Here is a 24544-nt window from a genome sequence, read left to right on the forward strand (position 1 = left end):
GGCTCCAAGCCGCACGGATTGCCCAGCTCTGACCACCCGGACCGGAGAGGGGGAGAAGGTCGAACAGACAACTGGGAAGGCCGCCTTTTCTGCTGCCCGGACCGGTTCATCGGCGTCGGCGCCCATCCCCGGTATCGGGGCCCGTGCTCACCGTCACCGGTTCGGACCATGTCGATGCAGCAAGAGCCAGGCAGGGCCTTGAAAAGGCCCATATCACTCTCCACTGGCGGAGGAGATTTTCGCCTGGCCTTGGGAAACACCTCAAGGCGTTACGGGCCGCAACTTGGTTGGCAGGAGACTCTTCAAGCCGCCTTGAGTGCCTCCCATGCGGATGCATGCGCCAGCAGCCTCGCCATTTTCGTTAGCTTTCACACGCTCGTGCGCCACCAAAAGCCACATTTGTGGTGTGGTATAACTCCACGCCCTAGGCTGCATGGGGATGCTCTGCGGGACCAGCGGAGGGAACAGGATTGCGGTGTCAGAGTCCCTTGCCCGAGGGCGAAACAATAATCTTTACGGCAGTCTCGCCATGGTGGATCAAGGTGTTAAAGCCCTCTTGGATCAGCCCGTCAAGGCCGATCCTATGCGTCACGAACGGCTCAAGGTCAATCCTTCCCGAACCCAGCAGTTCGATGACGGCGGGGTAGGAATTGACGTACGCGAAGGCACCACGTAGATCGATTTCCTTTACGACAAGTTTAAATAAGTCGATGGCCGCCCGATTTCCCCAAATTCCGATAACGACTAGGGTTCCGGCCGGGCGGACAGCGTCAATAAGGGTGTCCAGAACTGCTTGTGCACTGCTGCACTCAAATGCCACGTCGGCGCCCCGGCCCTTGGTTAGCCGGCGCACTTCCTCGGCTACGTCGACCTCCCTCGGGTCCAAAACGTGATCGGCGACCCCCGCGTCCGAGGCCTTCTTCCGGCGCAGGGAACTGAGCTCTGAAACGATGACGGTGACGCCCAAAGCCTTTAGCAGGGCGGACGTCAGCAGACCGATCGGGCCGGCGCCCCCAACGAGGGCAACCTGTCCGGCTTTAGCCCCGGATCGCTCTACGGCGTGGTATCCCACGGACAGCGGTTCGATCAGAGCGGCGTGGTCAAGGGGGACAGAGTCGGGGATGGGGTGCACCCAGCGGCGTGGAACCGCGATTTTCTCTGCGAGCCCGCCGCCTCCGCCGCTTAGGCCGATTACACCTAAGCCTTCTGAAAGGTGATAATCCGTGCTGTCAGGTCCGGTATTGATGTCGTCGCGTGCGATATATGGTTCCACCGCGACTCGCTGGCCTGGGACAACATCGTCTACGCCCTGACCTACTGCGTATACGGTTCCCGCGAACTCGTGGCCCAAGGTAACAGGCAAAGATTCTCCGGACGCAGGGTGTCGCTCACCGGGCTGGGGACAAAAAATGGGTCCCTCAAGGTACTCGTGGAGGTCGGTGCCGCAAATGCCGCACCATGCGACATCAATACCTACGGTGCCTGGCGCCACGTCCGGCTCAGGAACGTCATCGATCTGAATATTCCCGCGGCCGTAATAGCGTGCTGCTCTCATAATTTTCCTCGTTATGGTCCTGCGCCGACGGCGCTAAGGGATAGGGGAGTTGGTGGGGTGGGCTGCGTTGTTCGGAACCCATCGGGGAAGCTGTTGTCGTCAAATCGGAAAAGTATCGAAGCAGAGTCGGGCTATGCCTGTTGTTGCTAACTGCCGGTCAACTGGCCCTCGCCGCAGGTCGTAGTGCCTGGCTGGACATGCTTTACAACAAGTTTCGGGTAAATGCGCAACTTAGCTCGCCCCAACGCCCAATGCCGTCGGCGGGGAGTTGGGGGTATATGCTAAAGGAGCTGAGGGCTTCCGATAAATGCTTCACTCAGACGCAACCGCATCCGCGCCACAGCGTAACGGATACATTTGCTACTCAGCAAGGAAAATGCAGGGCCAAACTCTTCAAAATCGGTTCCATCGTGCAGAAACCTCTACTGGCCCCTAGAAGTTTGGCGGTGGCCGCAAGGGCACAAACGCTTCAAGAACCCTGGCCCACCACTGCTGTTGGCTCGATAGGGCACGTGCGCCTCAGTTGACGCTGAGTGTGGCGGTAATTTCAGCGAGCTTGGCGATAAGGTCTTGCTCCGTATCCACAAACCTGGTGGAAGGCGATGAGATCGTAATGCAGGCAACTACGTGCTCGGCCTGAAAGATCGGAAAGCAAACGCAGTCCACTCCGAGTTGAAACTCTTGTCGATCGAAAGAATAACCCCGCTCACGTATTGCTTCGAGTTCCTGGCGGAATTCTTTCTTCTTTGTGATGGTGTTCGGGGTGAGAGGCGTAAAGCGCATCCGCTCTATTGCTGCCTCCCGGACATCCACTGGTGCGAAAGCTAACAGCAATTTGCCGCTGGCACGAGCATGAACATTGTCGGAGTAGCCGGTGTCCAAACCGACAACGCGGACTGCATGGGCACCTTCTGCGGTGGCCAGCACCTTCACAGCGCCACCGCGCCAGACGCTCAGATAGGTGGTTTCCCCAGTGCTTTGCGCCAGGGAGTTGATGGCCCGTGCATAGCTGGCCGGTACAACGTCCGCCCGCGCATACGCGTCGGAGATGATCGCCGCCCTCGGTCCAAGACGGAAGTAGCGCCGATCGTCCTTTGTCACCATACCCTCAGCCGCAAGCGTGGTGAGCAGGTGGTAAGTAGTGGGGAGGGACAGTCCGAAGCGCTCGGACACCTGTTTGGCTTGAAGGCCCTCAGATTCAGCCACAGCAAGCAGAATCTGCACCGCACGGCTAACCGACTGAATGCGGGTCTGACTTTTGAGGTCGGGATCTCCCATATTTGTAACCACAGCCCTAGTGTACCTTTCACTATATTGAATTGCTTCATGTCCCGTTCCGTGGTGCCGTCTGGACGCCCTGCGTTCGGGTTCCTGCCTTGTCGCATGCAGCCCTTGTGCTGCGGCCGCCGCAACTTGGCCACTTCACCGGGGCAGGGGTCGCCGACAGGGTTCACAAGGGCCTGCAAACCAACCGCCCCCTGTGGGCAAGCGTCCCCGCTACGCGCGCCCAGCTCCACCTTTTCGTTGTGCTGCGGTTCACATGTCGCGCATATGGCGCTACTATTTGAAATGAATTCAAGATAGAGACAAGGCTACTCCCGCAATCCTGCCAGCTGCCGTCACTGAGAAAGCAATGATGCTCCATGACTAGACCTCTGACATATCGTGCCGTAGTTAACTTGGACGGCCTCCCGTGCGAGGGTGCTGCGAACAGGGACCAGCAGTCGGAACTACACCCCCGACTTGGGCAAGAGGATTCTGTGCGAGGACTCCTTGGCCAGGGCCGCCCTCCGGGCTGGTCCTGGGAACACGCTGCCTGATTCTCGAAAGCAGCGCGGAAATCAGCACACCTGCGCGAACGCTCCGAAATTTTGGGCGCCAGAAGCAGCAACGATACGACGCATTTGTCGGCAGGAAGGATGCAGATGCAAGAGGGACAGATTGTAGTGGTCACGGGGATCTCCAAGGGGATCGGGAGGGCTATCGCACTGCGCGCAGCAGCCCAAGGGGCTTGCGTGGCAGGCATCCACCGTGGAAGTGACCCGGAAGCTACCGAGCATCTCTCAGCGGAAATCTCGGCAGCCGGTGGCACACCGCTGATCTTGACAGGCGACACCGGGTCGACATCGGATGTCGACCGCCTGGCTGACGCTGTCTCCGATCGTTTCGGCGGCATCGACGTGTGGATCAATAACGCGGCCGCCCTTCTGGTCCAGCCATTTCTGTCTATGACAGATGACGACTGGATGGCCATCATCAATTCGAATTTGATGGGGTATATCAGAGGTGCACGTGCGGCTGCCGCCGTCATGGTTCCGGCGGGGCGCGGAAGCATAGTAAACATCAGCTCGGTAGTGGCTGATCAACCACCCACTGAAATGACAGGATACGTGGTCGCCAAGGGTGGCATCTCGGGCCTGACTCGCTCGTTGGCTGTCGAACTTGGCCCCTTGGGCGTGACAGTAAATTCTGTCGCGCCCGGTGCCACCGAGACGCCGCTGAACACCGATAGCTGGACTGAGGATGTGCGTGCGACCTATCGCGACCGTATTCCCCTGGGCCGCATCGCCACCCCGGAGGAGATTGCCGATGTCGCCTTGTTCTTCGCATCCGAGGCGGCACGATATGTAACCGGTCAGACGGTTTCAGTGGATGGTGGCCTCCTGCTCAACGGTTCCGTCGGTCACAAACGACTTGCCGCGGCGGAGCCGGCGAAATGACCGTAGTTCTGGAAAATGAGCACGTAGAACTGGTGATGGATCCCGAAAGGGGAGGAGAAATAGTACGCTTCGCCCGCCCGGGTGAAGCCAACGGGCTGGCGCACTATGCGTGGACGACCCCGAACCCGCCCGATCAAAATATCCGTTACGGATCCACCGAACTCGACTGGTTGGCCGGGTACCGTGGCGGATGGCAGGTGCTGTTCCCGAATGCTGGAGCGGAATGCCTCGTTGACGGCCTCCCGGTCGCCTTCCATGGGGAGGGCTCAATCTCCCGGGCACAGGTGATCGAACAAACCGCCACCTCGTGCACAATATCGATTGGCTCCCGGCTTCCTCTCGAGCTGACCAGAACCGTCCGGATCCTGGAAGATTCCCCTACCGTGCAGGTCGAAGATGCAGTCCACAACATAGGAATCGGGCCTGCCTCTTTTATCTGGGGCCATCACCCGGTGTTTCCCCTCACGGAAGGAAGCGTGATTGACGCGCCACCATCGACGGTTAAGGTGGAACCCAGCAAAGCGGGGGGCCATCTGCTCCAATCCGGGCAGTGGCCACGACTCAGTGGCCAAGACGGAACGTGGGAAGACCTGAGCCGTTCTCCTGGAGAGCAGACCGAGCGGTTGGTGTACCTTCAGGACCTCCCCGAAGGGTGGGCGGCGCTTCGTCATCCGGACGCGGGCTCCCCAAGCATAGCGATGGCGTGGGATGTCAATGCGTATCCACACCTTTGGTTGTGGACTCTCGACGGGGCTGACGGGTTCCCTTGGTACGGGCGTGCCCGGATGATAGGGATTGAACCCCAGCGCGCTTGGCCCTTCGACGGGCTGAAAGGAGCGATCGACCGCGGCCAGGCCTTAACCCTCGGGCCCGGGGGTGCGCAGTCATCCTGGTTCACTCTGACTCTGCTCCCTGGGGGAGAAAAGCCAGTGATTGGCATGGATCAGGACGGAACGGTGCACCATGACTGACCGGATCACCGCGGCCGAGGCATGGCTGGTACACCTGCCCATGCCCTACGAACTGGTGCTCGGGCCCATAACCTACAAAACCCGCGACTACGTCGTCCTGCGGTTGACGACCGCATCAGGGCTCACGGGTGTGGCGGTGGGCTACACACGACACACCCCCTTGATCGAAGCCCTCGAAATCCTGGTCCCCCAGATAAAGGGCCTCGGACTTGAGCCAGGCGAGGTGCAGCGCACCCTGAAAGGCCGTTTCTCTCCTGGATGGGGCTCGCTCGTCCGGGCAGCATCTCTGATCGACATAGCCCTATGGGACATAAATGCCAAGGCCAGACAGCAATCGCTGGAAGACTTCATGGGAACGCGGAACGAGCCCGTCCCGTTGATGGCGGTCGCCGGCTATTTCCTGGAAGCCAGAGGAAAGTCGGCCGTTGTGGAGGAAATCGAGCGTTTTGTCGCCGAGGGCTACACGACCATCAAGCTCATCATCCCTGGCCATAACCTGGAGCACGACCTGGACCTGATCGGCGACATCAACCAGATCCTTCCATCCGGGGTCACGCTCGCAGCTGATTTCCATGGAGCCTTTCACTCCGTCGACGAGGCAGTGCAATACAGCGAAGGCTTGTCAGATTGCGGACTCCGGTTCATCGAGGACGCCTTTCCAAGCTACGAGAGCGATATGGTGTCGGCCTTCGCAAGAGCCGCAGGCACACCTGCCGCTGCAGGTGAAGATGTAATGACCCCGGCGGCACACCGCGCGCTGTTGGACGGCGGCGTCAGTTACCTTCGGGCGGACGCGACAGCCACCGGCGGATACACCGCCGCTATGAAGAGTGTCGCCGCCGCGGAAGACGCGGCAGCCTGGGTCGCCCCTCATGTTTGGCCCCATATCCACCACCCGCTCTCACACACTTCAAGTCGTGTCGCAATGATCGAAACCATCCCCCGATACGTAGGAGCCGACCCTATCGTCGACCTCCTTCTGGAGGATCTGCCCATTGTTGACGGCAAATGGTCACCGCCCCAGCACGAAGGTCTGTACCTTCCCCTGGACTGGGCCCGCGTCGAGGCGTTGGCCAGTGTTTCTCGCACCTGGGCGCTCTGAAAAGACCCACGCCCGCACCGTTCCACTGAAAATCCCATCTCAAAGAAGAGGTAAAGCAATGAAAATCGGAATCCTGACCGCACTGTTCGACGCCAAGCCGCTGGACGAGGTAGCAAATTATGTAGCTGATCTCGGCTACGAAGCGGTCGAACTCACCACCTGGGCAGGCTCTGGCCATTTCGATCTCGATCAGGCCATCTCAGACCCGCAGTACAGCCGAAATTTGAAGAAGATGTTGAACTCGCGAGGACTGTCCATCTCGGCTCTCTCGGACCACCTGTCAGCACAGCAGGTGCTTCCGCCCAAGGACGCCAGTTTCGATGACTGGTCGCCGACAACCGACAAGCAGGAGATGTTCGAATACGGGAAGCAGCACCTACTGAACACCGCACGAGCGGCATCAGATCTTGAAATCCCGGTGGTCAACGGCTTCTTTGGCTCGACCGTCTGGGGCTCCTGGTACACCTGGCCTCCGAAGCACCTGGAGCTTTACAACGAAGGCTGGGACCTCTTTGTGGAGCGTTGGAATCCCATCCTGGATGAATTCGCCAAACTCGGGGTGAAGTTCGCCCACGAGGTCCACCCGACCGAGATCGCTTACAACATCACCACAGCCCAGACTGCTGTCGAGAAGCTTGGTCGTGACGACTGGGGTTTCAATTTCGATCCCAGCCATTTCATCTGGCAGCAGATCGACCCTGTCGTCTTCATTAAGACCTTCGGCAACCGGATCCTCCACGTACATGCCAAGGACTTTGAAGTGCAGGAAGACGAAATCCGACGCGACGGGGTGCTCTCCACCGGATCATGGCGGAACATGCACCGGGCAGCACGGTACCGCGTGGTTGGATGGGGCCAGGTGCCGTGGAAGAGGGTCATCACTGCGTTGCTGGAGGTGGGTTACGACTATGTCATGTCCTACGAGCATGAGGACCCGGTAATGAGCGAACGCGATGGTGCCGAAAAGGCCATTGACTACCTGCGTCCCCTCATCGTGAAAGAGCCGATGGATCCCGAAGCCCACCACTTCTGGCTCGTCTGAGACAAGAAAAAGGGAAGATTACGATGACACAGGATTTACCAGCCTTTTTCACCCAGGGGCTGATGAAAGATGATCACCGGGAAGTCCCGGCCATCGGCGTCGGCATGCTCGGCTATTCGTTCATGGGCAGGGCACATACGAATGCCTTGAAGAAGATCACGTATACCTACTGGCCGCCGCCGATGCAGCCGGAATTGGTTGGAATCGCAGGCCGCACCCAAAGTGCGGTCGATGAAGCAGCCCGTCGATACGGTTATGCCAAGTCAACGACCGATTGGCGCGAGCTGGTCGAAGATCCTGCGATCGGGCTATTCGACAACACCGGGCCGAATGACCAGCACAAGGAACCAACCATCGCCGCAGCCAGGGCCGGCAAGCACGTTATATGTGAGAAGCCCCTCGGTCGAACTGCCGATGAGGCATACGAGATCTGGACCGAAGTCGCGAAGACCGGCGTTAAGGCGATGACCGCCTTCAACTACAGATTCTTTCCGGCAATCCGCCTGATCAAGGAGATGCTTGACGACGGGACACTGGGTGAAGTCCGCCATTTCCGGGCCAGGTATCACCAGGAGTGGCTGGTTGACCCGAAGAGCCCTACCTCATGGAGGCTGGACAAGAGCATCGCAGGTTCAGGAGCGCTCGGGGACCTCGGTGCCCACATCATCGACCTTTCCCGGTATCTCGTTGGTGAGCCCGTAAGCGTGTCAGCAAACATGAAGACGTTTGTGGAGGACCGTCCTGGCGGGCACGTGGACGTTGACGACGCGTTCGACGCCATCATCACCTTTGACACCGGCGCTCTCGGCACCTTGGAAGCAACCCGGGTTGCGCCAGGCCGTAAAAATCACATGCGCTTCGAGATCAGTACAACGAAAGGCACGGTGATCTTCGATCAGGAACGGATGAACGAGATCGAACTGCACCTGGCCGACTCGACACCAGGCCCGAAAGCACAAGGCTTCCGTACGGTTCTCGTTTCCGAAAGTTACCACCCGTATTGGGAACACTGGTGGCCACATGGCCACATGATCGGGTGGGAGGACAGCTTCGTCCACGAACTCGGCCACCTGCTGCAAGCCATCGCCGATGACACAGAGATCGGGCCCCATGGTGCTTCCCTCGAGGACGGATACCGCTGCGCCGAGGTTACTGATGCCATCGAGCGATCAGCAACAACCGGTGCACGACAAGAGATTGTGTATCGACAGGCATCAGAGGGGGGCGGGGCACCATTGAGGAAAACAGCGGCCCAAGGTACGCTGATCCGCAGCCAACGGCTTGAATGAACCCGAGCTGCTGCCTCAGCTGACGTAGAAGGAGATCGGCGTGGGCTGGGCCCGCGCCGATCTCCTTTGTGCGTTCCGTGATCGGCAGCGTTAGGGCCTTTGCTCCATTGCTACGAAACCTGAGCGCCTTAGGGGCCTGCAATCGGCAGAGCTGGAAAGGCGGAGGATGTCCCGGGACGTTCTCATTATGATCAGCCGGTGAAAGAGGATGGGAAATGTCGAACCGCGCTGCCGGATCGGGGGAGTCAGCCGTACATTAAGAAGCACACCTTATCCAGCACCGGAAGCTAGCGGTCATCTCCGCCCGGTTTCCGCTTGAAGCGGGTCCAGTCTAGGTGGTACATGGGCGGATCATGGACGTTGCGGGGCACCCCGCTCAGCGCCTGATGGCCAATTCGGTGAATTCCGTGACTTATGACTTGGCCGGGGGAGCACACGGAAGAGGGGCCTCAAGCCTGGACTTAGAGGAGAGGTGCTTACGGCGCAAGATACCAGCTGCCGAGACGCATTACTCCGGCAACCTCAGCCTTAAGATCTATTTGCGGCCGGCACTCAATTCTTGCCCGCTTTACCGTTAACCGTCGTCCACTTATGAATCAGGAACCAAAACGATGCGCGGGCAGGCCTTTAACGCCGAGGCCGTCAATAGCGAAAACGGCGCCTCGCATAGGGCCGTCGTCGGGCAGCCCAGGCAGGGGTGGTCGGCCCATGCTCGTCACGTACAGAATGTCGAGATTGGGGCCACCGAACATGACGCTTGTGACCTTCTTGACCGGCATGGGCACGGTGCGGTCCAGGGATCCGTCTGGTGCGTAGCGGTTTAGTTTGCCTCCGAAGACATGAGCTTCCCAAAGATAGCCTTCGGCGTCGACCGTCATACCGTCCGCGACTCCACCGTCTGATTTGTCCATGCCGACAAAGCTCCTACGGTTCGATACGGCTCCGGTTTCCGGGTCGTAGTCGTAGGCCCAGATGTCGTTGCCCCATGAGTCGGTGAAGTAGAAGGTCTTTTCGTCAGGGCTCCAGCAAGGTCCGTTTGAGCAGACGATCCCCGAGTCCAGGGTGGTGAGGGTGAGGTCAGGGTCAAGGCTGTACAGCTTTCCGGTGCCGGCCTTTTCGTTAGTGTCCATTGACCCGACGACAAATCGGCCTCGGGAATCGACCTTGCCGTCGTTGAAGCGGTTGGACGGAATATCGGACTCGGGGGAGTGGAGCAGCTCGAGCCGGTCGTGTTTGAAGTCGAAACTGTACAGTCCGTGCTGAAGAGCCACGATTGCGCTCTGCCCGTCCGCGCGGAGCGCCATGGACCCGATCTTTTCGCGGACATCCCATGCCTTGATTTGCTGACCGTCCGCTGTGGATCGGAAAATCCGGCCGTCGGCGGAGTCAATGAAATAGAGCATCTGCTGCTCCGCGTCCCAGAGCGGGCCTTCTCCGAGGCTTGTTTTCAGGTCGGCGATGACACGGATGCGCACTGGTCTCCTCTTAGCTGCTAGTCGTTACTTAGTCCTACAGGTGGGGATCGAAAACGAACTTCATCCCGTCTCCCTCACGGGTGGCTTTGAAAATGCGTTCCCAGTCACCCAGGCCGGCGACTTCGGTCACGAGGGGCCCCAGGGAAACTTTTCCGCTCGTGACCAGTGCGATGGCTCGGTGCCAGGCAGCGGTCGGAGAGGCCAGACCAGATGTGATGGTCAATTCCTTCATCAGCACTTTGTCCAGTGGGACAGTCACGGGCTTTCCGAATACTCCCACCTGAACGTAGGCTCCGCGGGGTCCCACGTTTTCAAGGCACAGAGCAGCACCTGAAGGGTGGCCGGAGCATTCGATAACGACGTCGGCAGGGCGTGTCCCTGGCCTATAGCTTTCGTCGGTAGCCGTGGCCAAACCGAGGGAGTTGGCGATATGCAGCCGTTGGGCGTCTCGGGCGGTACCGACGACGGTTACTTGGGCTCCCGATGACTGTGCGATCTGAGCCGCGAGAATCCCCATCGTGCCGGGCCCCGTGACAAGAACGGAATCGCCGGGGTTGATGATGGGCGGATCCAACAGGCAGTTCGCCACGGACCCCAGGGGTTCCAGCAGTGCCGCATGGTGCAGGTCCATCCCGTCCGGAAGGCGGTGCAGGTTTCGGACGGGGACGAGCACTTCTGAAGCAAAGCCCCCGTTGACATGGCTGCCGATGGAGACCCGCTCTGGACATAGATTGCGGTGACCGGACAGGCAGGATGGGCAGTGCCCGCATGTGGAAAAGAAACTTTCGAGGGCGACAGGGGAATCCCGCCAGGCTTCGTCCACGCCTGGACCAAGCTGGCGGACAATGCCGGCAACTTCGTGCCCAAGCACGACGGGAGGGTTAGTAGGCCACTCTCCGTCCATGATGTGCAGGTCAGTACCGCAGAGTCCAGCACCATAGACCTCAACGACAACCTGACCTGGTCCTGGAGTGGGCCGTTCGACCTCTGTCAGGAACATAGCGCCCCTGCCCGGGCTGAGCTTCACGATGGCAGACATACTGGGCATAAGGGAACCTCCACGGCTTTGGGGCGGCAGTCAATCAGGCGGACTTAGGACTTCAGCAAGAATAGCCGACAACGCTTGCAACTGTAAATATATGAAATTACTTTCAGATAGCAATACCGAGGGGAAGGCTAGTCCACCCCGGCTCCAAGCTCCTATAACTATCTTGACAGGATTCAAGATATTGACAAGATATCTGCCTCCCTGCCAGACTTCCTAAGGTGAACGACATCGAGGTCGGATGGAAACAGGAGCATGCGGCAGGCGGGCACACGGCTGTGCCTTGCGCGTCGGCTTGGGACTTTGCGTCCTGCCCGACGGACGTCACTCGCCGCTGCAGGCCTCGCAGAGGCAATTGGCTGCAACAGGCCGGTGAGCGTGTCAGCCGGGGTGAGGCAACTTTTAGCCGCAGGGTCTTCGGTAAGTTCACGCTAACGAGGGCACCTCTGCATACTTCCGTCCGTGCAAGCGACTCTTCCGTGAAACATCCCGTATCCGCCGCACCTTGTTGATTGCGGAGTCCTGGAGGGCGTGGGCTTGCGCAAGATCCGTCGGCGCTCCGCAGTCCGGCAAGTAAACACGAAGTGAGGAAGAATGACCATTTCCAGCGAATTGACACCCCTTGAGGCCTACCGGCGGATGGCGCTCATTCGCGCATTCGAAGAACGTGTACTGGCGTTGTCGCTTGACGGCCACGTAGCAGGCTCAGTGCACCTGTGCCTCGGCCAGGAGGCCATTCCTGTTGGAGCCTTGGCGGCGCTCGGGCCGGCCGACCGCGTTCTTGCTACCTATAGAGGACATGGGTGGGCGATCGCTCGCGGCAGCAGCCCTACCGGGGTTCTCGCCGAAATCGCACAGCGGGAAGGCGGGGTTAATGGGGGCCGTGCCGGTTCTCCGCTGCTCAGCGACCCGGCAGTAGGTTTCCTTGGGGAAAATTCCATTGTGGGCGCCGGATCCCCCATTGCCTCTGGTGTCGCCCTGGCAGCCAAAACTCAAGGCTCCGACCGGGTCGTTGTCACCACCTTCGGCGACGGTGCCATGAACCAAGGCGCAACCACCGAAGGCATGATCTTCGCGGCTGCGAATAATCTTCCCGTTATCTTTATCTGCGAAAACAACGGCTGGGCCGAGATGACACCGCAGGACAGAACAACCCGGGGCCCCGATCTCGCCATGCGGGGAGAAGGCCTGGGCATTGAAAGTCACGTCGTAGACGGTGGCGACCCGTTCGCTGTTCGCGACGCAGTCGCAGCAGCAGCAGAAACCTGCAGGCGCGGCGAGGGCCCAGTACTGCTCGAGTGCAAGACCGTCAGGTTGAGCGGACACTACAACCGGGACATCGAACACTACCGCCCTAAGGCCGACAAGCAGAACGCTATCGACACCGAGCCGCTCACCCGCCTCCGTTCCAGCGGCGCGCTGAATGAGGACGCGGTCGCGGCAATTGACGCCGAAATCGCAGCCGAAATCGAAGAAATTGTGCAAAGCGTTCTGGCTATGCCAGCTCCAAACCCGGCGACTGCGCAGGATCACCTCTACGGGGCCGCCGTAGAACTCGATGCCAATGCCAAGCACACCCAGTCTAAAGAGCTCACATACCAGCGAGCGGTCAACCAGGCACTCGCGGATGAACTGGACAGCAGGCCGGACCTTCTGGTCTACGGCGAGGATGTCGGGTTTGCAGGCGGCATCTTCGGCGTCTCCCGCGGTCTTCAGAAGAAGTATGGCGAAGAGCGCGTCTTCGACACCCCCATCTCTGAGTCCGCAATTCTCGGTTCTGCCGTCGGGGCCGGCATGGAGGGAGTACGGACGGTTACGGAAATCATGTGGGCTGATTTCGTATTCGTTGCTCTGGACCAGATCATCAACCAGGCTTCGAACGTCAGGTACATCAACCGGTCAGCCATCCATGCCCCCTTGACCATTCGGATGCAGCAGGGCGTCACGCCGGGGTCGTGTGCCCAACACTCCCAGAGCATAGAGGCGATCCTGGCCCACATCCCGGGTATCAAGGTAGGTCTGCCGGCGACACCGCAGGATGCATACAACATGACACGAGCGGCCATTGCAGACCCAGACCCAACCATCCTCCTCGAGAACCGTGCGCTGTATCAGGTCTCCACTCCGGTGAACTTTGGTGGGGTAGTTGAACGTGCGGAGGGCGCCCGTCACCACCGCGACGGCAAGGATCTCACTATCATCACGTGGGGAAGCACACTTTCCCTGGCGTTGGAAGCCGCAGAGGAATTGGAACGAGACGGGATTTCCGCCGGAGTTCTCGACCTTCGATGGTTGCGGCCATTGGACCTGGATGCCATTGCCCGCGCAGTCAGTGCTTCTGCTGGACGCATCCTTGTCGTCCATGAGGCCCACACCAGTGGGGGGTTCGGCGCTGAAGTCGCCGCAAGGATTACAGAACTGCACTTCGAGAAACTCACCGCTCCAGTCCAGCGGGTGGGTACCCCGGATGTGCGCATGCCATCGGCGCCTGCACTGCAGGATGCGCTGCTGCCGACCACCGGCAGGATTGTCGCGGCAGCCCAGACGTTGGTGAGCAGCGCCCCTACTGGCCACGCCATTGGGGTGTAAAGGCGGTGGAGTTCCTCGTTGAAATATCTTTCACAACTCCAGTTGGAATGGATTCTGGCGTTCTTGAGGAGCTCAAAACGGCAGAAGCACAGCGGGCCGGGCAGCTCGCTGCCTCCGGGCATCTGCTTCGGTTGTGGCGCCCCCAAGTGCCGGGATGGCGGAACATCGGTCTGTGGGAGGCCGAAGACGTGACCGAACTCCAGACGCTGTTGGACTCCCTGCCGCTAAGGGAATTTATGTCAATAACAATTCGACCGCTGGATCCCCATCCATCTGACCCACCGCTGATGCTGGGCAAGGTTTAACTACCATGCTCGTGGCGGGCTCTTTTACTGCTAGGAGGTCTGGCCCCATCCGCCTGGGCGGGGCCAGACTGCCTGCTCATCATCGAAGCCGCATGCCCAGCTGCCCGCCACTCCTTTTGCGGCCCGTCCCCGAAGATTCCGGGATGTTACCAGGTCGTCGCCCTGAAATGGGCTTTGAGAAACGACGTGAAAAACCTGTATCAACGACAGCAGCAGCACCAGCACGCTGCGTCCAGTCCTAAGTGAGCAGACGTGGTTGGAACGATGCCAGTGAAATGCAACTGTCCACCTGAGGAGAGTCGCCCGCCGAAGGTCCTTCCCCGGCATGTCGACGATTGGACCGGTTTGACGGGATCCAGGGTCGAGATTCGGAAAGACGGGCAGGTCGACTGTGCCGGCATTGTTGATGCCGTCACTTCTGACGGCATGATTCTCTGGCTTCAACCCCCATCCGACCAAAGGCGGCTCTACGAGAAGTCCGCCTCGTACGAAGTCTGGGTGCACGTCGCACCTGGGTAAGGCCCAATCAAGGCACCCCTTATTCCGCGCTAGTTTCCGGAACGGAGCCACGATAGGCCACCTGATTCGAGACGGAAGGGGCATGAACGGTGAAAAGTGTCATGCGTTCTTCCTGATCATTAACTGTTCGGGCCCTTTATGGAACCGCCAGCTGGCCTATGTCAACCTCGTGGAAGGCCCGAGCAGTTAGAGCGGTCACTGCCTGCGTCGTCGAGGCACTTGACTAGCGCACCCGCCATCCGACCGCATAGCCACGGCAACGATCCTGCTGGAGGTCGATGTCACCTTCGAGAAACGAGCCTTCGCCCCTTCTTTCTCATGGGGCCCAAAATGTCTCTATCTGAAAAGACTTCAACATAGTTGTTGTAAAATCGGCCGGTAAAGCGATAGTTTGTGATCCCCGGCACCTCAACGCCTCGGCAGCCGTTCTCACACGCGTCCCACAGCATGAACACCATGGAGTCACCTATGTCCAAAACACAACTAGTCACCGCTGCGATCTTCACAGGGATGTCCGAAATGGCTCTCGTCCAGAAAGAAGTCAAGTCACCAAGCCTTGGAGAAGTGCTGCTTGATGTTAAAGCGGAGGGGGTTTGTGGGAGCGACCTGCATTACTACCACATCTCGGCCGACGCCATGGAGTCCCACACCCAACCACGGAAGTACACAACGACGCCGGGACACGAAATTGCCGGCATAGTCGAGTCCGTCGGCGAGGGAGTCAGCCACCTGAAGCCCGGTGACCGCGTAGCTGTGCAACATTACTCAGGTTGCGGCCATTGCCTGTCTTGCCGCAAGGGGTGGGACAACCACTGTGTCAACAACACGGTGTATTCCCTCGACCGTGACGGCGGCTACCAGGACAAAGTGATCGTTGAAGCGCGCGATTGCGTACCCCTTCCCAGCGAGTTGAGCTTCGGAGCAGGTGCCTTTCTTGCCTGTGGTGCTTCAACGGCATACCAAGCGCTGCATCGAGCTGACATCCCGCTCGGCGGCACTGTCGCTATTATCGGCCTAGGGCCGGTGGGACTTGCTGCCTTGGCGTGGGCAAAAGCATTCGGAGTGCGCGCATTCGGGATCGATCCGGTTTCTGAGCGTTTGGAATTCGCGACGAGCCTGGGCTTCGAAAGTCACGACTCCCGGGATTTCGACGTCACTTCTATCGCACCCGACGGGGTGGACTCTGTGATCGACACTTCAGGCAACATTCATGGCCGTCGTACGGCGTCACGCATTGCGAAGGTCTGGGGCACTGTCGTGCTAGTCGGATTTGGGCCAGGATACGACATCGATCCCGTCACGGACGTGATTATGCGACAGTCGACAATCAAGGGATCATTCGTTTTCAGCATGCCCGTGATGATGGAGGCTGTCGCGGATGCAGTGAAGCTGGGACTCGATCTCGATCCAATCCTTACAGTTTGCTGTGGCTTGGAAGATGCTCCGGCTGCCATCGCCGACTTCGCTAACGGCAGCATCGGCAAAACGACGATCATTTGGCCTTAGATCTGACTCACGACAAAGCTCTCCGCCATTTCATCAAATCACCCTGGCTTTTGAGAGCTCGGTCAAGAATGAATGACACGAACTGGCAGCCATCTTCAGTTTGACCAAAAGGGTGCTGGTTCTTCTCAGATAGCATCATCAGCCTTGCGTCCTCGCCAAAGCTGCAAAACATTGCGCGTACCACCAAGCAGATCGTTTCGAAGTTACCGTCAATCGTCCTCAGGAATCGAGCCGGCTACTAGACCAAGGCTCCCCCGAATAATCCTCGCATTGGAACGAATGCAAGACCACAGAAGTAAGGTTCACAATGGAGTCCTCCGATATAACCTTCCGCACTCGAAAGTGGGTGCGCCCAGAAGACCTGAATGCGAACGGAACCCTGTTCGGTGGAAGTCTTCTCAAGTGGATTGATGAGGAAGCGGCAATCTATGCCATTCTCCAGCTTGGCAATGGCCGGGCGGTGACCAAGTACATCTCGGAGATCAACTTTGTCAGCTCCGCCGTGCAAGGGGACCTCATCGAGATGGGTCTAGCGGCAACCAAATTTGGCCGGACTTCACTGACCATGCGAGCGGAAGTCCGCAACATGATCACCCGGCGAAGCATCCTCACCATCGAAGAGATCGTGTTTGTAAACCTGGACGTCGAGGGCAAGCCTGAGCCTCACGGCTATGCAGAAATCACATACGACAGGGACAGGATCCCCGCTCACCACCTCGCAGGATGGCAACCCGATTAGAAGGTAGCTGCGCAGAGTTACCACGCTAACCCTAGGCGCCCCAGGGAACCTAGGCTCTCAGCGGACTCTCATTGAAGTCCCTTATTTCTACGTCCCAACCCGGCAGCACCCGCAAATTTCCGATGACCCGCTCAAAGTTGAGCTGAACGCTCATCCATATACAGGAGGTAAATCTTGTTTCCACTAATAGTCGCCACGGCTGGCGGATCAGCTGACGTCCCGCCGGCAAGTGGTCCGGCGCAATTGATCACGGTCGCCCTTATCGCAGTCGCGCTTATTATCGCCCTCATCTCGTGGCTCAAAGTACATCCTTTTCTTGCCCTGACTGGCACAGCCATCTGCGCCGGCATCGCCGCTGGCATGGCACCGGGAAAGTCAGTCGATAGCTTCACAAATGGTTTCGGGGCCACTATGGCGGGCGTCGGCGTTCTCATCGCTATAGGCGCTATTTTTGGTAAGCTCCTGGCCGATTCTGGCGGTGCGGACGCGATCGTTGACGCTCTCTTGCATCGAGCAGGGCTTCAGTCGCTGCCTTGGATTATGGCGGTAATTGGCGCCGTAGTGGGCCTACCGATGTTTTTTGAAGTCGGTCTGGTCCTTCTCATGCCGATCATTCTTCTGGTGGCACGCCGCAGCCGCGTGCATCTGCTAAAGGTTGCTCTGCCGGCGATAGCAGGCCTCTCGGCGATGCATGGGCTTGTCCCTCCGCATCCTGGTCCGCTTGTGGCCATCTCCACGCTCAACGCCAACATCGGCCTGAGTCTAGCCATCGGGGCAGCATTGGCGGTGCCCCTCGTGGTGCTCGCCGGCCCCGTGCTCAGCTTTGCTGCCGCACGATGGATGCCGCACGTTCGAGTTCCCGAAATGTTCACAGGAGAAGGCCGTGGCGGCGTTCTCCAAACGAACAATAATGATGACTCATCCAGGCCTCCCGCTGGTCCCCACGGTGGCCATTCTGTGGGCTTGGAACTGAAGGAGCAGACACAGCTCTCAACGGCCGTTGTCCGAAAGCGGCCGTCCGCGCTCGTGACAACAATAGGAATTCTGCTCCCCATCGTTTGCATGCTTGTTCGCGCCGTGAACGAATCGTTGAATCCAAATCCCACTGATTCGTTCTCAACTTTGATTCATTTCATAGGAACTCCGACTATTGCTCTGGGTTTGGCTTTGATCTACGCAATGATTTTCTTCGTCCGCGCGAGCAACATGCGGCAAAGTGACGTAGGAAGGTCCGCAAGCGACGCGCTGCTTTCTGTAGCCGGAATCTTACTCATTGTCGGTGCCGGTGGCGGCCTAAAGCAGATCCTCATTGATGCCGGAATTGGAAGTCTGTTGGCGAAGGCTGCCTTGGGCAGCGGCATCTCCATCGTATTGCTCTCATGGTTGGTCGCAGCTCTGGTCCGCGTTGCCACAGGGTCAGCAACCGTCGCAACGGTAACCGCCTCCGGAATTTTGGCTCCTTTGGCTGTCGGCCTTTCATCACCGGAACTATCCCTCTTGGTCATTGCAATCGGTGCTGGCTCACTCTTCTTGTCCCATGTGAACGATCCTGGTTTTTGGATGGTGAAGGAGTTTTTAGGTCTCACGGTCAGCCAGACATTCAAGACGTGGACTCTCATGGTAACCCTGCTCTCTTTAGCGGGCCTTGCCGGAGCATTGCTCATCGAAGCATTTATTTAGAGTTAGCAGCTTTCGCACTCCCTTAGTAGTTGTGAGCAACGAGAAGACAAGAAGTCGTGGCATTTGAAGGGTTGGGCAATATGACGTGCCAGACGGCGCATTCGGATCCGGTCATCCTTGAGATGCGGTCCATTACCAAGGAGTTCCCGGGCGTTAAAGCCTTGTCGAACGTCAACCTGCGGGTGAAGGCGGGCGAGATCCACGCCATCTGCGGCGAGAACGGCGCCGGGAAGTCCACCCTCATGAAGGTCCTCTCTGGGGTGTACCCGTACGGAAGCTACGACGGCGACATCGTCTACCAGGGGCAGGTTCAGCACTTCCGGGACATCAGGGCCAGCGAACACGCCGGCATCGTGATCATCCACCAGGAACTGGCACTGATCCCTGAGCTGTCCATCATGGAAAACATCTTCCTGGGCAACGAACCCACCAAACGGGGCGTCATCGACTGGGCGGAGGCGCGCCTGCGGTCGCTGGACCTCCTGGCCCGCGTGGGCCTGCGCGATGACCCCGACACCCCGATCAAGGAGATCGGCGTCGGCAAGCAGCAGCTTGTTGAAATCGCCAAGGCCCTGAACAAGTCCGTCAAGATCCTCATCCTGGACGAGCCCACGGCTGCGCTGAACGAATCCGACTCACAGCACCTGCTGGACCTGATGCTGGGCCTGAAGGCCAAGGGCATCACGTCGATCATCATTTCCCACAAGCTCAACGAGATTGAGCAGATCGCCGACTCCATCACCATCATCCGCGACGGAAAATCCATCGAAACCCTTGACGTGAAGGCCGACGGCGTGGACGAGGACCGCATTATCAAGGGCATGGTGGGGCGGACCCTCGAGTCCAGGTTCCCGGACCACACCCCCAAAATCGGGGAAGTGTTCTTCGAGGTCAAGAGCTGGACGGTGGGCCACCCCAACGTCCAGGACCGCCTGGTCTGCAAGAACTCCAGCTTCTTCGTTCGCCGCGGGGAAATCGTAGGGTTCGCCGGGCTTATGGGCGCCGGCCGGACCGAACTGGCCCGTTCCGTCTTCGGCCGCTCCTACGGCCGCTTCATTGACGGCCACATCTACAAAGACGGCAAGGAAGTGGTCCTCAAGAACGTCCGCCAGGCCATCGACGCCGGGCTGGGATACGTCACCGAGGACCGGAAGACCCTGGGCCTGAACCTTCTCGACGACATCAAGACCACAACCGTGTCAGCGAATCTCGAGAAGATCAGCCTCAACTCGGTGGTGGATCCGAACCAGGAGTTCACCGTGGCTGAGCAGTACCGCAAGTCGCTGCGGACCAAGACGCCTTCCGTGGAGGAGGGCGTGGCCAAGCTGTCCGGCGGTAACCAGCAGAAGGTGGTGCTGGCCAAGTGGATGTTTACCGACCCGGACTTGCTGATCCTCGATGAACCCACGCGCGGCATTGACGTCGGTGCCAAGTACGAGATCTACGGGATCATCCACCAACTGGCGAACCAGGGCAAGGGAGTCATTGTCATTTCCTCGGAGCTGCCTGAGCTGCTGGGCTTGTCGGACCGCATCTACACGATCTTCGAAGGCGCCGTCACTGGTGTCCTGAACAAAGACGAGGCCACCCAGGAAAGCCTGATGAAGCTGATGACCTCCGCCACCCGAAAAGCCGCCTGACCCTCTGGCCCTTCCAGAACCTTCCGGACACAAGGACTGACACCATGAACGCCCTCAAAAAGCTGTTTGGCGGCAACACCCGCCAATTCGGCATGATCTTTGCCCTCGTGGCCCTGATCATTTTCTTCCAGTTCGCCACTGAAGGCCGGACGCTGACGCCCGGCAACGTCATCAACCTCTTCAACGGCAACTCCTACATCCTGATCCTGGCCATCGGCATGGTGCTGGTGATCATCGCCGGCCACATCGACCTTTCCGTCGGCTCGGTTGCGGCGTTCGTGGGTGTCACCGTTGCCCTGGCCATCCGCGACTGGGGCATCCCCTGGTGGGCGGGCGTGCTGCTCGGTCTCGTACTCGGCGCCGCCATCGGTGCCTGGCAAGGCTGGTGGAGCGCCTATGTGGGGATCCCTGCCTTCATTGTCACGCTGGCCGGCATGCTCCTGTTCCGCGGCTTCAACCAGTTCGTCGGCAAGTCCAACACCATCCCCGTCCCCAACGACTTCCAGTACCTCGGCTCCGGCTACCTGCCGGAAGTCGGGCCCAACACCGGGTTCAACAACCTCACCCTGCTCCTCGGCATCGCCGCCGCGGCGTTCGTGGTCTGGGGAGAACTGCGCTTCAGGGCACGCGCCAAGGCCTTGGGCGCCGAGGTCCCCGAAATGTGGGTCACGGCCCTGAAGCTGGTCCTGGTCTGCGGCGCCATCCTCTACGCCACATACCTGTTCGCCACCGGCCGGCCCGGGACCTCGTTCCCCATCCCCGGCCTCATCCTGGCTGTCCTGGTACTCCTCTACGGCTTCATCTCCTCCCGCACCATCCTGGGCCGGCACGTCTACGCGGTCGGTGGCAACCGGCACGCGGCCGAACTCTCCGGCGTCCAGTCCAAGAAGGTCAACTTCCTGGTCATGATGAACATGTCCATCCTGGCCGGCCTGGCCGGCATGATCTTCGTGGGCCGCTCCACCGCGTCCGGCCCGTTCGACGGCGTCGGCTGGGAACTGGACGCCATCGCCGCAGTCTTCATCGGTGGCGCGGCCGTCACCGGCGGTGTAGGCACCGTGGTCGGCTCCATCATCGGTGGCCTGGTCATGGCCGTGCTCAACAACGGGCTCCAGCTCCTGGGCGTCGGCGCCGACCTCACCCAGATCATCAAGGGCCTCGTCCTGCTCATCGCCGTCGCCTTCGACGTCTACAACAAGAGCCAGGGCAAGAAGTCGATCATCGGCCTCCTGACCCGGAACATGAACCGCAACACCGCCGGCCCCAGCGGCCCCATCCAGCCCGACGAAACAACCTCCACCAAGGAAGCAATCGCCAGGGAAGCCTGAGCTTGCAGCCTGAATACCGTTCCATCACACAAAGAAAGAGAACCAACAATGCGAATGATTGGCAAAGCAGGAAAGGCCGCAGCGGTAGCTGCCATCGCAGCACTGGCGCTGACAGGCTGCGGCCGTGCCGAGACGGGAACTTCCAGTGGGGCAACCGCCGAATCCATTCCCAAAGATTCAGTGATCGGAGTCGCGCTCCCTCAGAAAGCAAGTGAGGTCTTCGTTCGGGCAGAGGGCCTATTCCGAAAGGGGCTCACGGATGCGGGATTCAAGCCGGATATTCAGTTCGCCAACGGCGGTGCATCGGAGCAGCAGAACCAGATCAGTGCCATGGTCACCAAAGGCGCCAAAGTCATCATCGTCGCGGCAAACGACGGCTCGCAGCTTGGCACGCAGCTCAAGCAGGCCAAAGACGCTGGCGTTACAATCATCGCGTACGAACGACTGCTGCTGAACACCGATAACGTGGACTACTACGCGGCCTACGACAACTTCAAGGTCGGCGTCCTCCAGGGCCAGGCCCTACTGGAGGGCCTCAAGGCCAAGAAGCCTTCCGGACCGTACAACATCGAACTGTTCGCCGGATCCCCGGATGACGCCAACTCCAAGGTCTTCTTCGATGGCGCCATGAGTGTCCTGAAGCCGAAGATCGACGACGGCACCCTGAAGGTTGAGTCCGGCCAGACCAGCTTCGAGCAGGCCGTAACCCAGGGCTGGAAGGGTGAAAACGCACAGAACCGAATGGACACCCTGCTCAGCGGCAGCTATGCCAGCGCATCTTTGGACGGCGTTCTGGCCCCCAACGACAATCTCGCTCGGGCAATCCTGACCTCGATCAAGGCCGCCGGCAAACCTACCCCTGTCGTCACTGGGCAGGACTCCGAGGCGGAGTCGGTCAAGTCCATCATGTCCGGCGAGCAGTACTCCACCATCAACAAGGACACGAGCAAACTGGTTGAGCGCGCGATCACGATGGTCAAGGACCTGCAGGCCGGCAAGAAGCCCGAAATTAACGACGACAAGTCATACAACAACGGAGTGAAAACTGTCCCTGCATACCTGCTGGACCCGGTCCTCGTGACAGCCGCAAACGTCAAGACTGCCTACGAGGGCGATCCAGTATTGGGGCCGCTCACCAAGTAACGTGCTCCTGGAGTGGCTGAGCTGTGGGGTCTGGCCGGCCACAATTGACTCATACATTGAACTGCTCCCCGTGTAGCTCTTGATCTTAAGGACGCCAACAGGGGGGCAGTTCCATCTCGGAAAGCCATTCGACAACGAAGGCGACCGACACCGAAACCAAAAACTCCACGGGGCGCCGCAGGCATCATCGCCCATCTCGGCATAACCCCAAACAGCTCGCTGTTTGGGGTTATGCCGAGAGCCGCGACCAAGCATCTGTGCTCGCCACCCGTCACCAGTCGGGAGTTCTCGCAAGTACTTCTACTCGTCCCACTCGAACGCCGATAATTGATCTTCCGTCAACCTGATCTGCTCGGTTGTTGGATGTCGAGCCGTGGCTCGCGTCTTGGCCGGAGGTAGGGAATCTCCACTGTCACGGTGAGCACATTGTTTTCGTTTTTGCGCGGACAAGTCTTACGGCATGTCGAACGGTAGGGCTTTGTAGGCCGTGTTCTTGTTCATGTTCCAGCCGGCGACGATGCCGGAGCCGACCATCTGGTCGCTGAGGCGGGCGAGGCGGTAGGCGGGGTCGTTGTCGAGGGCGGGTTGGAGGAATTGGTGTGCTTTGCTGCCTTTGCCTTCCCACCAGTTGATGTAGCCGATGGCGGTGAGGACTGGTGCTGCGTGTTCGGGGGAGGTGCGGGTGTAGGCGTGCAGGAGGAGTTGTTGTGCCCATTCGATGCGCGACCACTTCGGGGCCTCTGTGGTCTGGGCGAACAGGATGTGCTGCATGGGTTCGTCAAACCCTGGGATGTCGGCTATGAGTCTGTCTCGGATGGCGGGGAATTGCAGGTTCGCGACGAGGGCGTGGCAGTCGTCGTCGCTGGGGAAGTCCGCGGAGCCGAGCATGCTGCCCCAGAGTTCCCTTCCGTGCAGGATGGCAGTCTCGGTGGTTTGAGACCTGATGGAGTCCATGTGGCTTTCAACTGCGGCGGCTTTCGCTGCCGTCGGGCCGGTGGCTGGGAGGGTGATGCGGTCGGTGGGTTGGACGTAGCTGCCGCGGTAGATGAATTCCGCGTTGATGGCGCTGGTCTGGGTGGAATTGACGGGCAGGGCGAGGCTGGTGCCTGGTTCCCCGTCGTAGGGGGAGAAGGTTTCGTCTCCGACGATGAGGCCGTCTCGGATGGTGATGCCTTGTTCTGCGAGGACTCCGGTGAGCGCCGCGATGGCTCCGGCTTGGGGTTTAGGCTGTCCGGGTTGGGTGGTTTCGCTGGTGTAGACGGCGAAGAGGATGGACGTGGCGGTGGCGTCGCTGGTGAGGTAGTGGGCGACGGTTTGTGCGTAGGGGAGTTCCTGTCCTGGTTGGTGGGGGAGGTCGATGCGGAGGGTTGCGCCGATGCTGTTGTCTTTCATTGTGATGCACACCAGGCTTTCCTGGGGCCAGAAGCCGAGGGTGTGCCCGATGAAGCTGAGGACATCTGATGGTGTTTTGAGCGTGAGTTTTTCCATGATCCCGTGTTTCCCTTCACCCTGCGATTGCTGTTTCTTCTGCGGTTGTTGGTTATGGGCGTCGTTCTGGTAGGGGACCATCCGCTGGGTCGAGGGGCCGGAGTGCAACTTGGGGGACCGGCCCCGGGACTGGAAACTTCCATGCGGAGCGCATGTGCCTTGTTGCGCAAAGTTTTCGGTTTCGGGGTCGGCGCGGTAGCGCCCTGGTTGCGTGGAGGACCCGCCCAGCGATCATGGGGAGTATCAGAATGACAAGCAGTTCGTCCTTCTGCTTGTCCATCGACTCCGCGCGACAATGCGGCATGACTTACGGGGGAAGGCCCCTTGGAATGAGGCGTGGTCGTGTAGTGGATTGGAGTAACAGGCATGGCGGACCACTGGCTGCTTAAAGGAGCAGGGCCAGGACGG

Annotated in this window: 18 protein-coding genes; 13 read left to right on the plus strand and 5 right to left on the minus strand. The window is 59.5% G+C overall.

The features are described from left to right. Positions 1–478: 478 nt before the first annotated feature. A complete protein-coding gene (locus tag ACEN9K_RS10640; RefSeq protein ID WP_026266070.1) occupies positions 479–1555 on the minus strand; it encodes a 2,3-butanediol dehydrogenase in 1077 nt (358 codons plus the stop codon). A gap of 519 nt (positions 1556–2074) precedes the next feature. After that, positions 2075–2833, minus strand: a complete 759-nt coding sequence (locus tag ACEN9K_RS10645) for an IclR family transcriptional regulator (RefSeq protein ID WP_018771258.1) — start codon at positions 2831–2833, stop codon at positions 2075–2077. Positions 2834–3480: 647 nt separating this feature from the next. Between ACEN9K_RS10645 and ACEN9K_RS10650 the strand changes: the two genes are divergently transcribed. Genes ACEN9K_RS10650 through ACEN9K_RS10670 form a run of 5 tightly spaced genes read left to right on the plus strand, consistent with a single transcriptional unit; the run spans position 3481 to position 8679 of the window. Further along, entirely contained in the window at positions 3481–4275 is a 795-nt protein-coding gene (locus ACEN9K_RS10650) for an SDR family NAD(P)-dependent oxidoreductase (RefSeq protein WP_224084425.1), read from the plus strand. Continuing rightward, positions 4272–5246, plus strand: coding sequence for an aldose epimerase family protein (locus tag ACEN9K_RS10655; RefSeq protein WP_018771260.1), 975 nt, complete (start codon positions 4272–4274; stop codon positions 5244–5246). Before ACEN9K_RS10650 ends, ACEN9K_RS10655 begins: the two co-directional genes overlap by 4 nt. After that, complete coding sequence (locus ACEN9K_RS10660; RefSeq protein WP_018771261.1) at positions 5239–6348, plus strand: enolase C-terminal domain-like protein; 1110 nt, start codon at positions 5239–5241, stop codon at positions 6346–6348. Before ACEN9K_RS10655 ends, ACEN9K_RS10660 begins: the two co-directional genes overlap by 8 nt. 58 nt (positions 6349–6406) lie before the next feature. Beyond that, entirely contained in the window at positions 6407–7390 is a 984-nt protein-coding gene (locus ACEN9K_RS10665) for a sugar phosphate isomerase/epimerase family protein (protein WP_018771262.1), read from the plus strand. Positions 7391–7413: 23 nt separating this feature from the next. Beyond that, positions 7414–8679 (plus strand): Gfo/Idh/MocA family protein, encoded by a 1266-nt coding sequence (locus ACEN9K_RS10670; protein WP_018771263.1) that lies wholly within the window; start codon positions 7414–7416, stop codon positions 8677–8679. Between the two features lie 596 nt (positions 8680–9275). Here ACEN9K_RS10670 and ACEN9K_RS10675 read toward each other — a convergent pair. Both ACEN9K_RS10675 and ACEN9K_RS10680 read right to left on the minus strand, forming a co-directional pair. Next, positions 9276–10154 (minus strand): SMP-30/gluconolactonase/LRE family protein, encoded by an 879-nt coding sequence (locus ACEN9K_RS10675; protein WP_018771264.1) that lies wholly within the window; start codon positions 10152–10154, stop codon positions 9276–9278. A 34-nt stretch (positions 10155–10188) separates the two neighbouring features. After that, positions 10189–11202, minus strand: coding sequence for a zinc-dependent alcohol dehydrogenase (locus ACEN9K_RS10680; protein ID WP_331274165.1), 1014 nt, complete (start codon positions 11200–11202; stop codon positions 10189–10191). A gap of 591 nt (positions 11203–11793) precedes the next feature. Between ACEN9K_RS10680 and ACEN9K_RS10685 the strand changes: the two genes are divergently transcribed. The 8 genes from ACEN9K_RS10685 to ACEN9K_RS10720 all read left to right on the plus strand — a co-directional run bounded on the left by ACEN9K_RS10685 (position 11794) and on the right by ACEN9K_RS10720 (position 22648). Next, positions 11794–13788 (plus strand): alpha-ketoacid dehydrogenase subunit alpha/beta, encoded by a 1995-nt coding sequence (locus ACEN9K_RS10685; protein ID WP_018771266.1) that lies wholly within the window; start codon positions 11794–11796, stop codon positions 13786–13788. A gap of 5 nt (positions 13789–13793) precedes the next feature. Further along, entirely contained in the window at positions 13794–14093 is a 300-nt protein-coding gene (locus ACEN9K_RS10690; RefSeq protein WP_026266073.1) for a muconolactone Delta-isomerase, read from the plus strand. A 987-nt stretch (positions 14094–15080) separates the two neighbouring features. Then, complete coding sequence (locus tag ACEN9K_RS10695; protein ID WP_018771269.1) at positions 15081–16118, plus strand: alcohol dehydrogenase catalytic domain-containing protein; 1038 nt, start codon at positions 15081–15083, stop codon at positions 16116–16118. Positions 16119–16425: 307 nt separating this feature from the next. Next, a complete protein-coding gene (locus ACEN9K_RS10700) occupies positions 16426–16857 on the plus strand; it encodes an acyl-CoA thioesterase (RefSeq protein WP_018771270.1) in 432 nt (143 codons plus the stop codon). 243 nt (positions 16858–17100) lie between these two features. Further along, a complete protein-coding gene (locus ACEN9K_RS10705; protein WP_018771271.1) occupies positions 17101–18537 on the plus strand; it encodes a GntP family permease in 1437 nt (478 codons plus the stop codon). Between the two features lie 80 nt (positions 18538–18617). Next, positions 18618–20177 (plus strand): multiple monosaccharide ABC transporter ATP-binding protein, encoded by a 1560-nt coding sequence (gene mmsA, locus ACEN9K_RS10710; RefSeq protein WP_018771272.1) that lies wholly within the window; start codon positions 18618–18620, stop codon positions 20175–20177. A 44-nt stretch (positions 20178–20221) separates the two neighbouring features. Then, entirely contained in the window at positions 20222–21505 is a 1284-nt protein-coding gene (mmsB, locus tag ACEN9K_RS10715) for a multiple monosaccharide ABC transporter permease (RefSeq protein WP_018771273.1), read from the plus strand. Between the two features lie 54 nt (positions 21506–21559). Then, positions 21560–22648: a substrate-binding domain-containing protein gene (locus tag ACEN9K_RS10720; RefSeq protein WP_018771274.1), complete on the plus strand. Its 1089-nt coding sequence runs from the start codon at positions 21560–21562 to the stop codon at positions 22646–22648. A gap of 453 nt (positions 22649–23101) precedes the next feature. On the opposite strand, the gene ACEN9K_RS10725 is transcribed toward ACEN9K_RS10720, so the two are convergent. Continuing rightward, entirely contained in the window at positions 23102–24136 is a 1035-nt protein-coding gene (locus tag ACEN9K_RS10725; protein WP_155845632.1) for a DUF4192 domain-containing protein, read from the minus strand. Positions 24137–24544 lie beyond the last annotated feature (408 nt).

The sequence above is a fragment of the Pseudarthrobacter sp. Pseusp20 genome (assembly GCF_059492155.1).

Bases quoted from the DNA above. Each gene is read 5' to 3' on its own strand.
- ACEN9K_RS10640 (WP_026266070.1), bottom strand. From the start codon at position 1,555: ATGAGAGCAGCACGCTATTACGGCCGCGGGAATATTCAGATCGATGAC.
- ACEN9K_RS10645 (WP_018771258.1), bottom strand. From the start codon at position 2,833: ATGGGAGATCCCGACCTCAAAAGTCAGACCCGCATTCAGTCGGTTAGC.
- ACEN9K_RS10650 (WP_224084425.1), top strand. From the start codon at position 3,481: ATGCAAGAGGGACAGATTGTAGTGGTCACGGGGATCTCCAAGGGGATC.
- ACEN9K_RS10655 (WP_018771260.1), top strand. From the start codon at position 4,272: ATGACCGTAGTTCTGGAAAATGAGCACGTAGAACTGGTGATGGATCCC.
- ACEN9K_RS10660 (WP_018771261.1), top strand. From the start codon at position 5,239: ATGACTGACCGGATCACCGCGGCCGAGGCATGGCTGGTACACCTGCCC.
- ACEN9K_RS10665 (WP_018771262.1), top strand. From the start codon at position 6,407: ATGAAAATCGGAATCCTGACCGCACTGTTCGACGCCAAGCCGCTGGAC.
- ACEN9K_RS10670 (WP_018771263.1), top strand. From the start codon at position 7,414: ATGACACAGGATTTACCAGCCTTTTTCACCCAGGGGCTGATGAAAGAT.
- ACEN9K_RS10680 (WP_331274165.1), bottom strand. From the start codon at position 11,202: ATGCCCAGTATGTCTGCCATCGTGAAGCTCAGCCCGGGCAGGGGCGCT.
- ACEN9K_RS10685 (WP_018771266.1), top strand. From the start codon at position 11,794: ATGACCATTTCCAGCGAATTGACACCCCTTGAGGCCTACCGGCGGATG.
- ACEN9K_RS10695 (WP_018771269.1), top strand. From the start codon at position 15,081: ATGTCCAAAACACAACTAGTCACCGCTGCGATCTTCACAGGGATGTCC.
- ACEN9K_RS10700 (WP_018771270.1), top strand. From the start codon at position 16,426: ATGGAGTCCTCCGATATAACCTTCCGCACTCGAAAGTGGGTGCGCCCA.
- mmsA (WP_018771272.1), top strand. From the start codon at position 18,618: ATGACGTGCCAGACGGCGCATTCGGATCCGGTCATCCTTGAGATGCGG.
- mmsB (WP_018771273.1), top strand. From the start codon at position 20,222: ATGAACGCCCTCAAAAAGCTGTTTGGCGGCAACACCCGCCAATTCGGC.
- ACEN9K_RS10720 (WP_018771274.1), top strand. From the start codon at position 21,560: ATGATTGGCAAAGCAGGAAAGGCCGCAGCGGTAGCTGCCATCGCAGCA.
- ACEN9K_RS10725 (WP_155845632.1), bottom strand. From the start codon at position 24,136: ATGGAAAAACTCACGCTCAAAACACCATCAGATGTCCTCAGCTTCATC.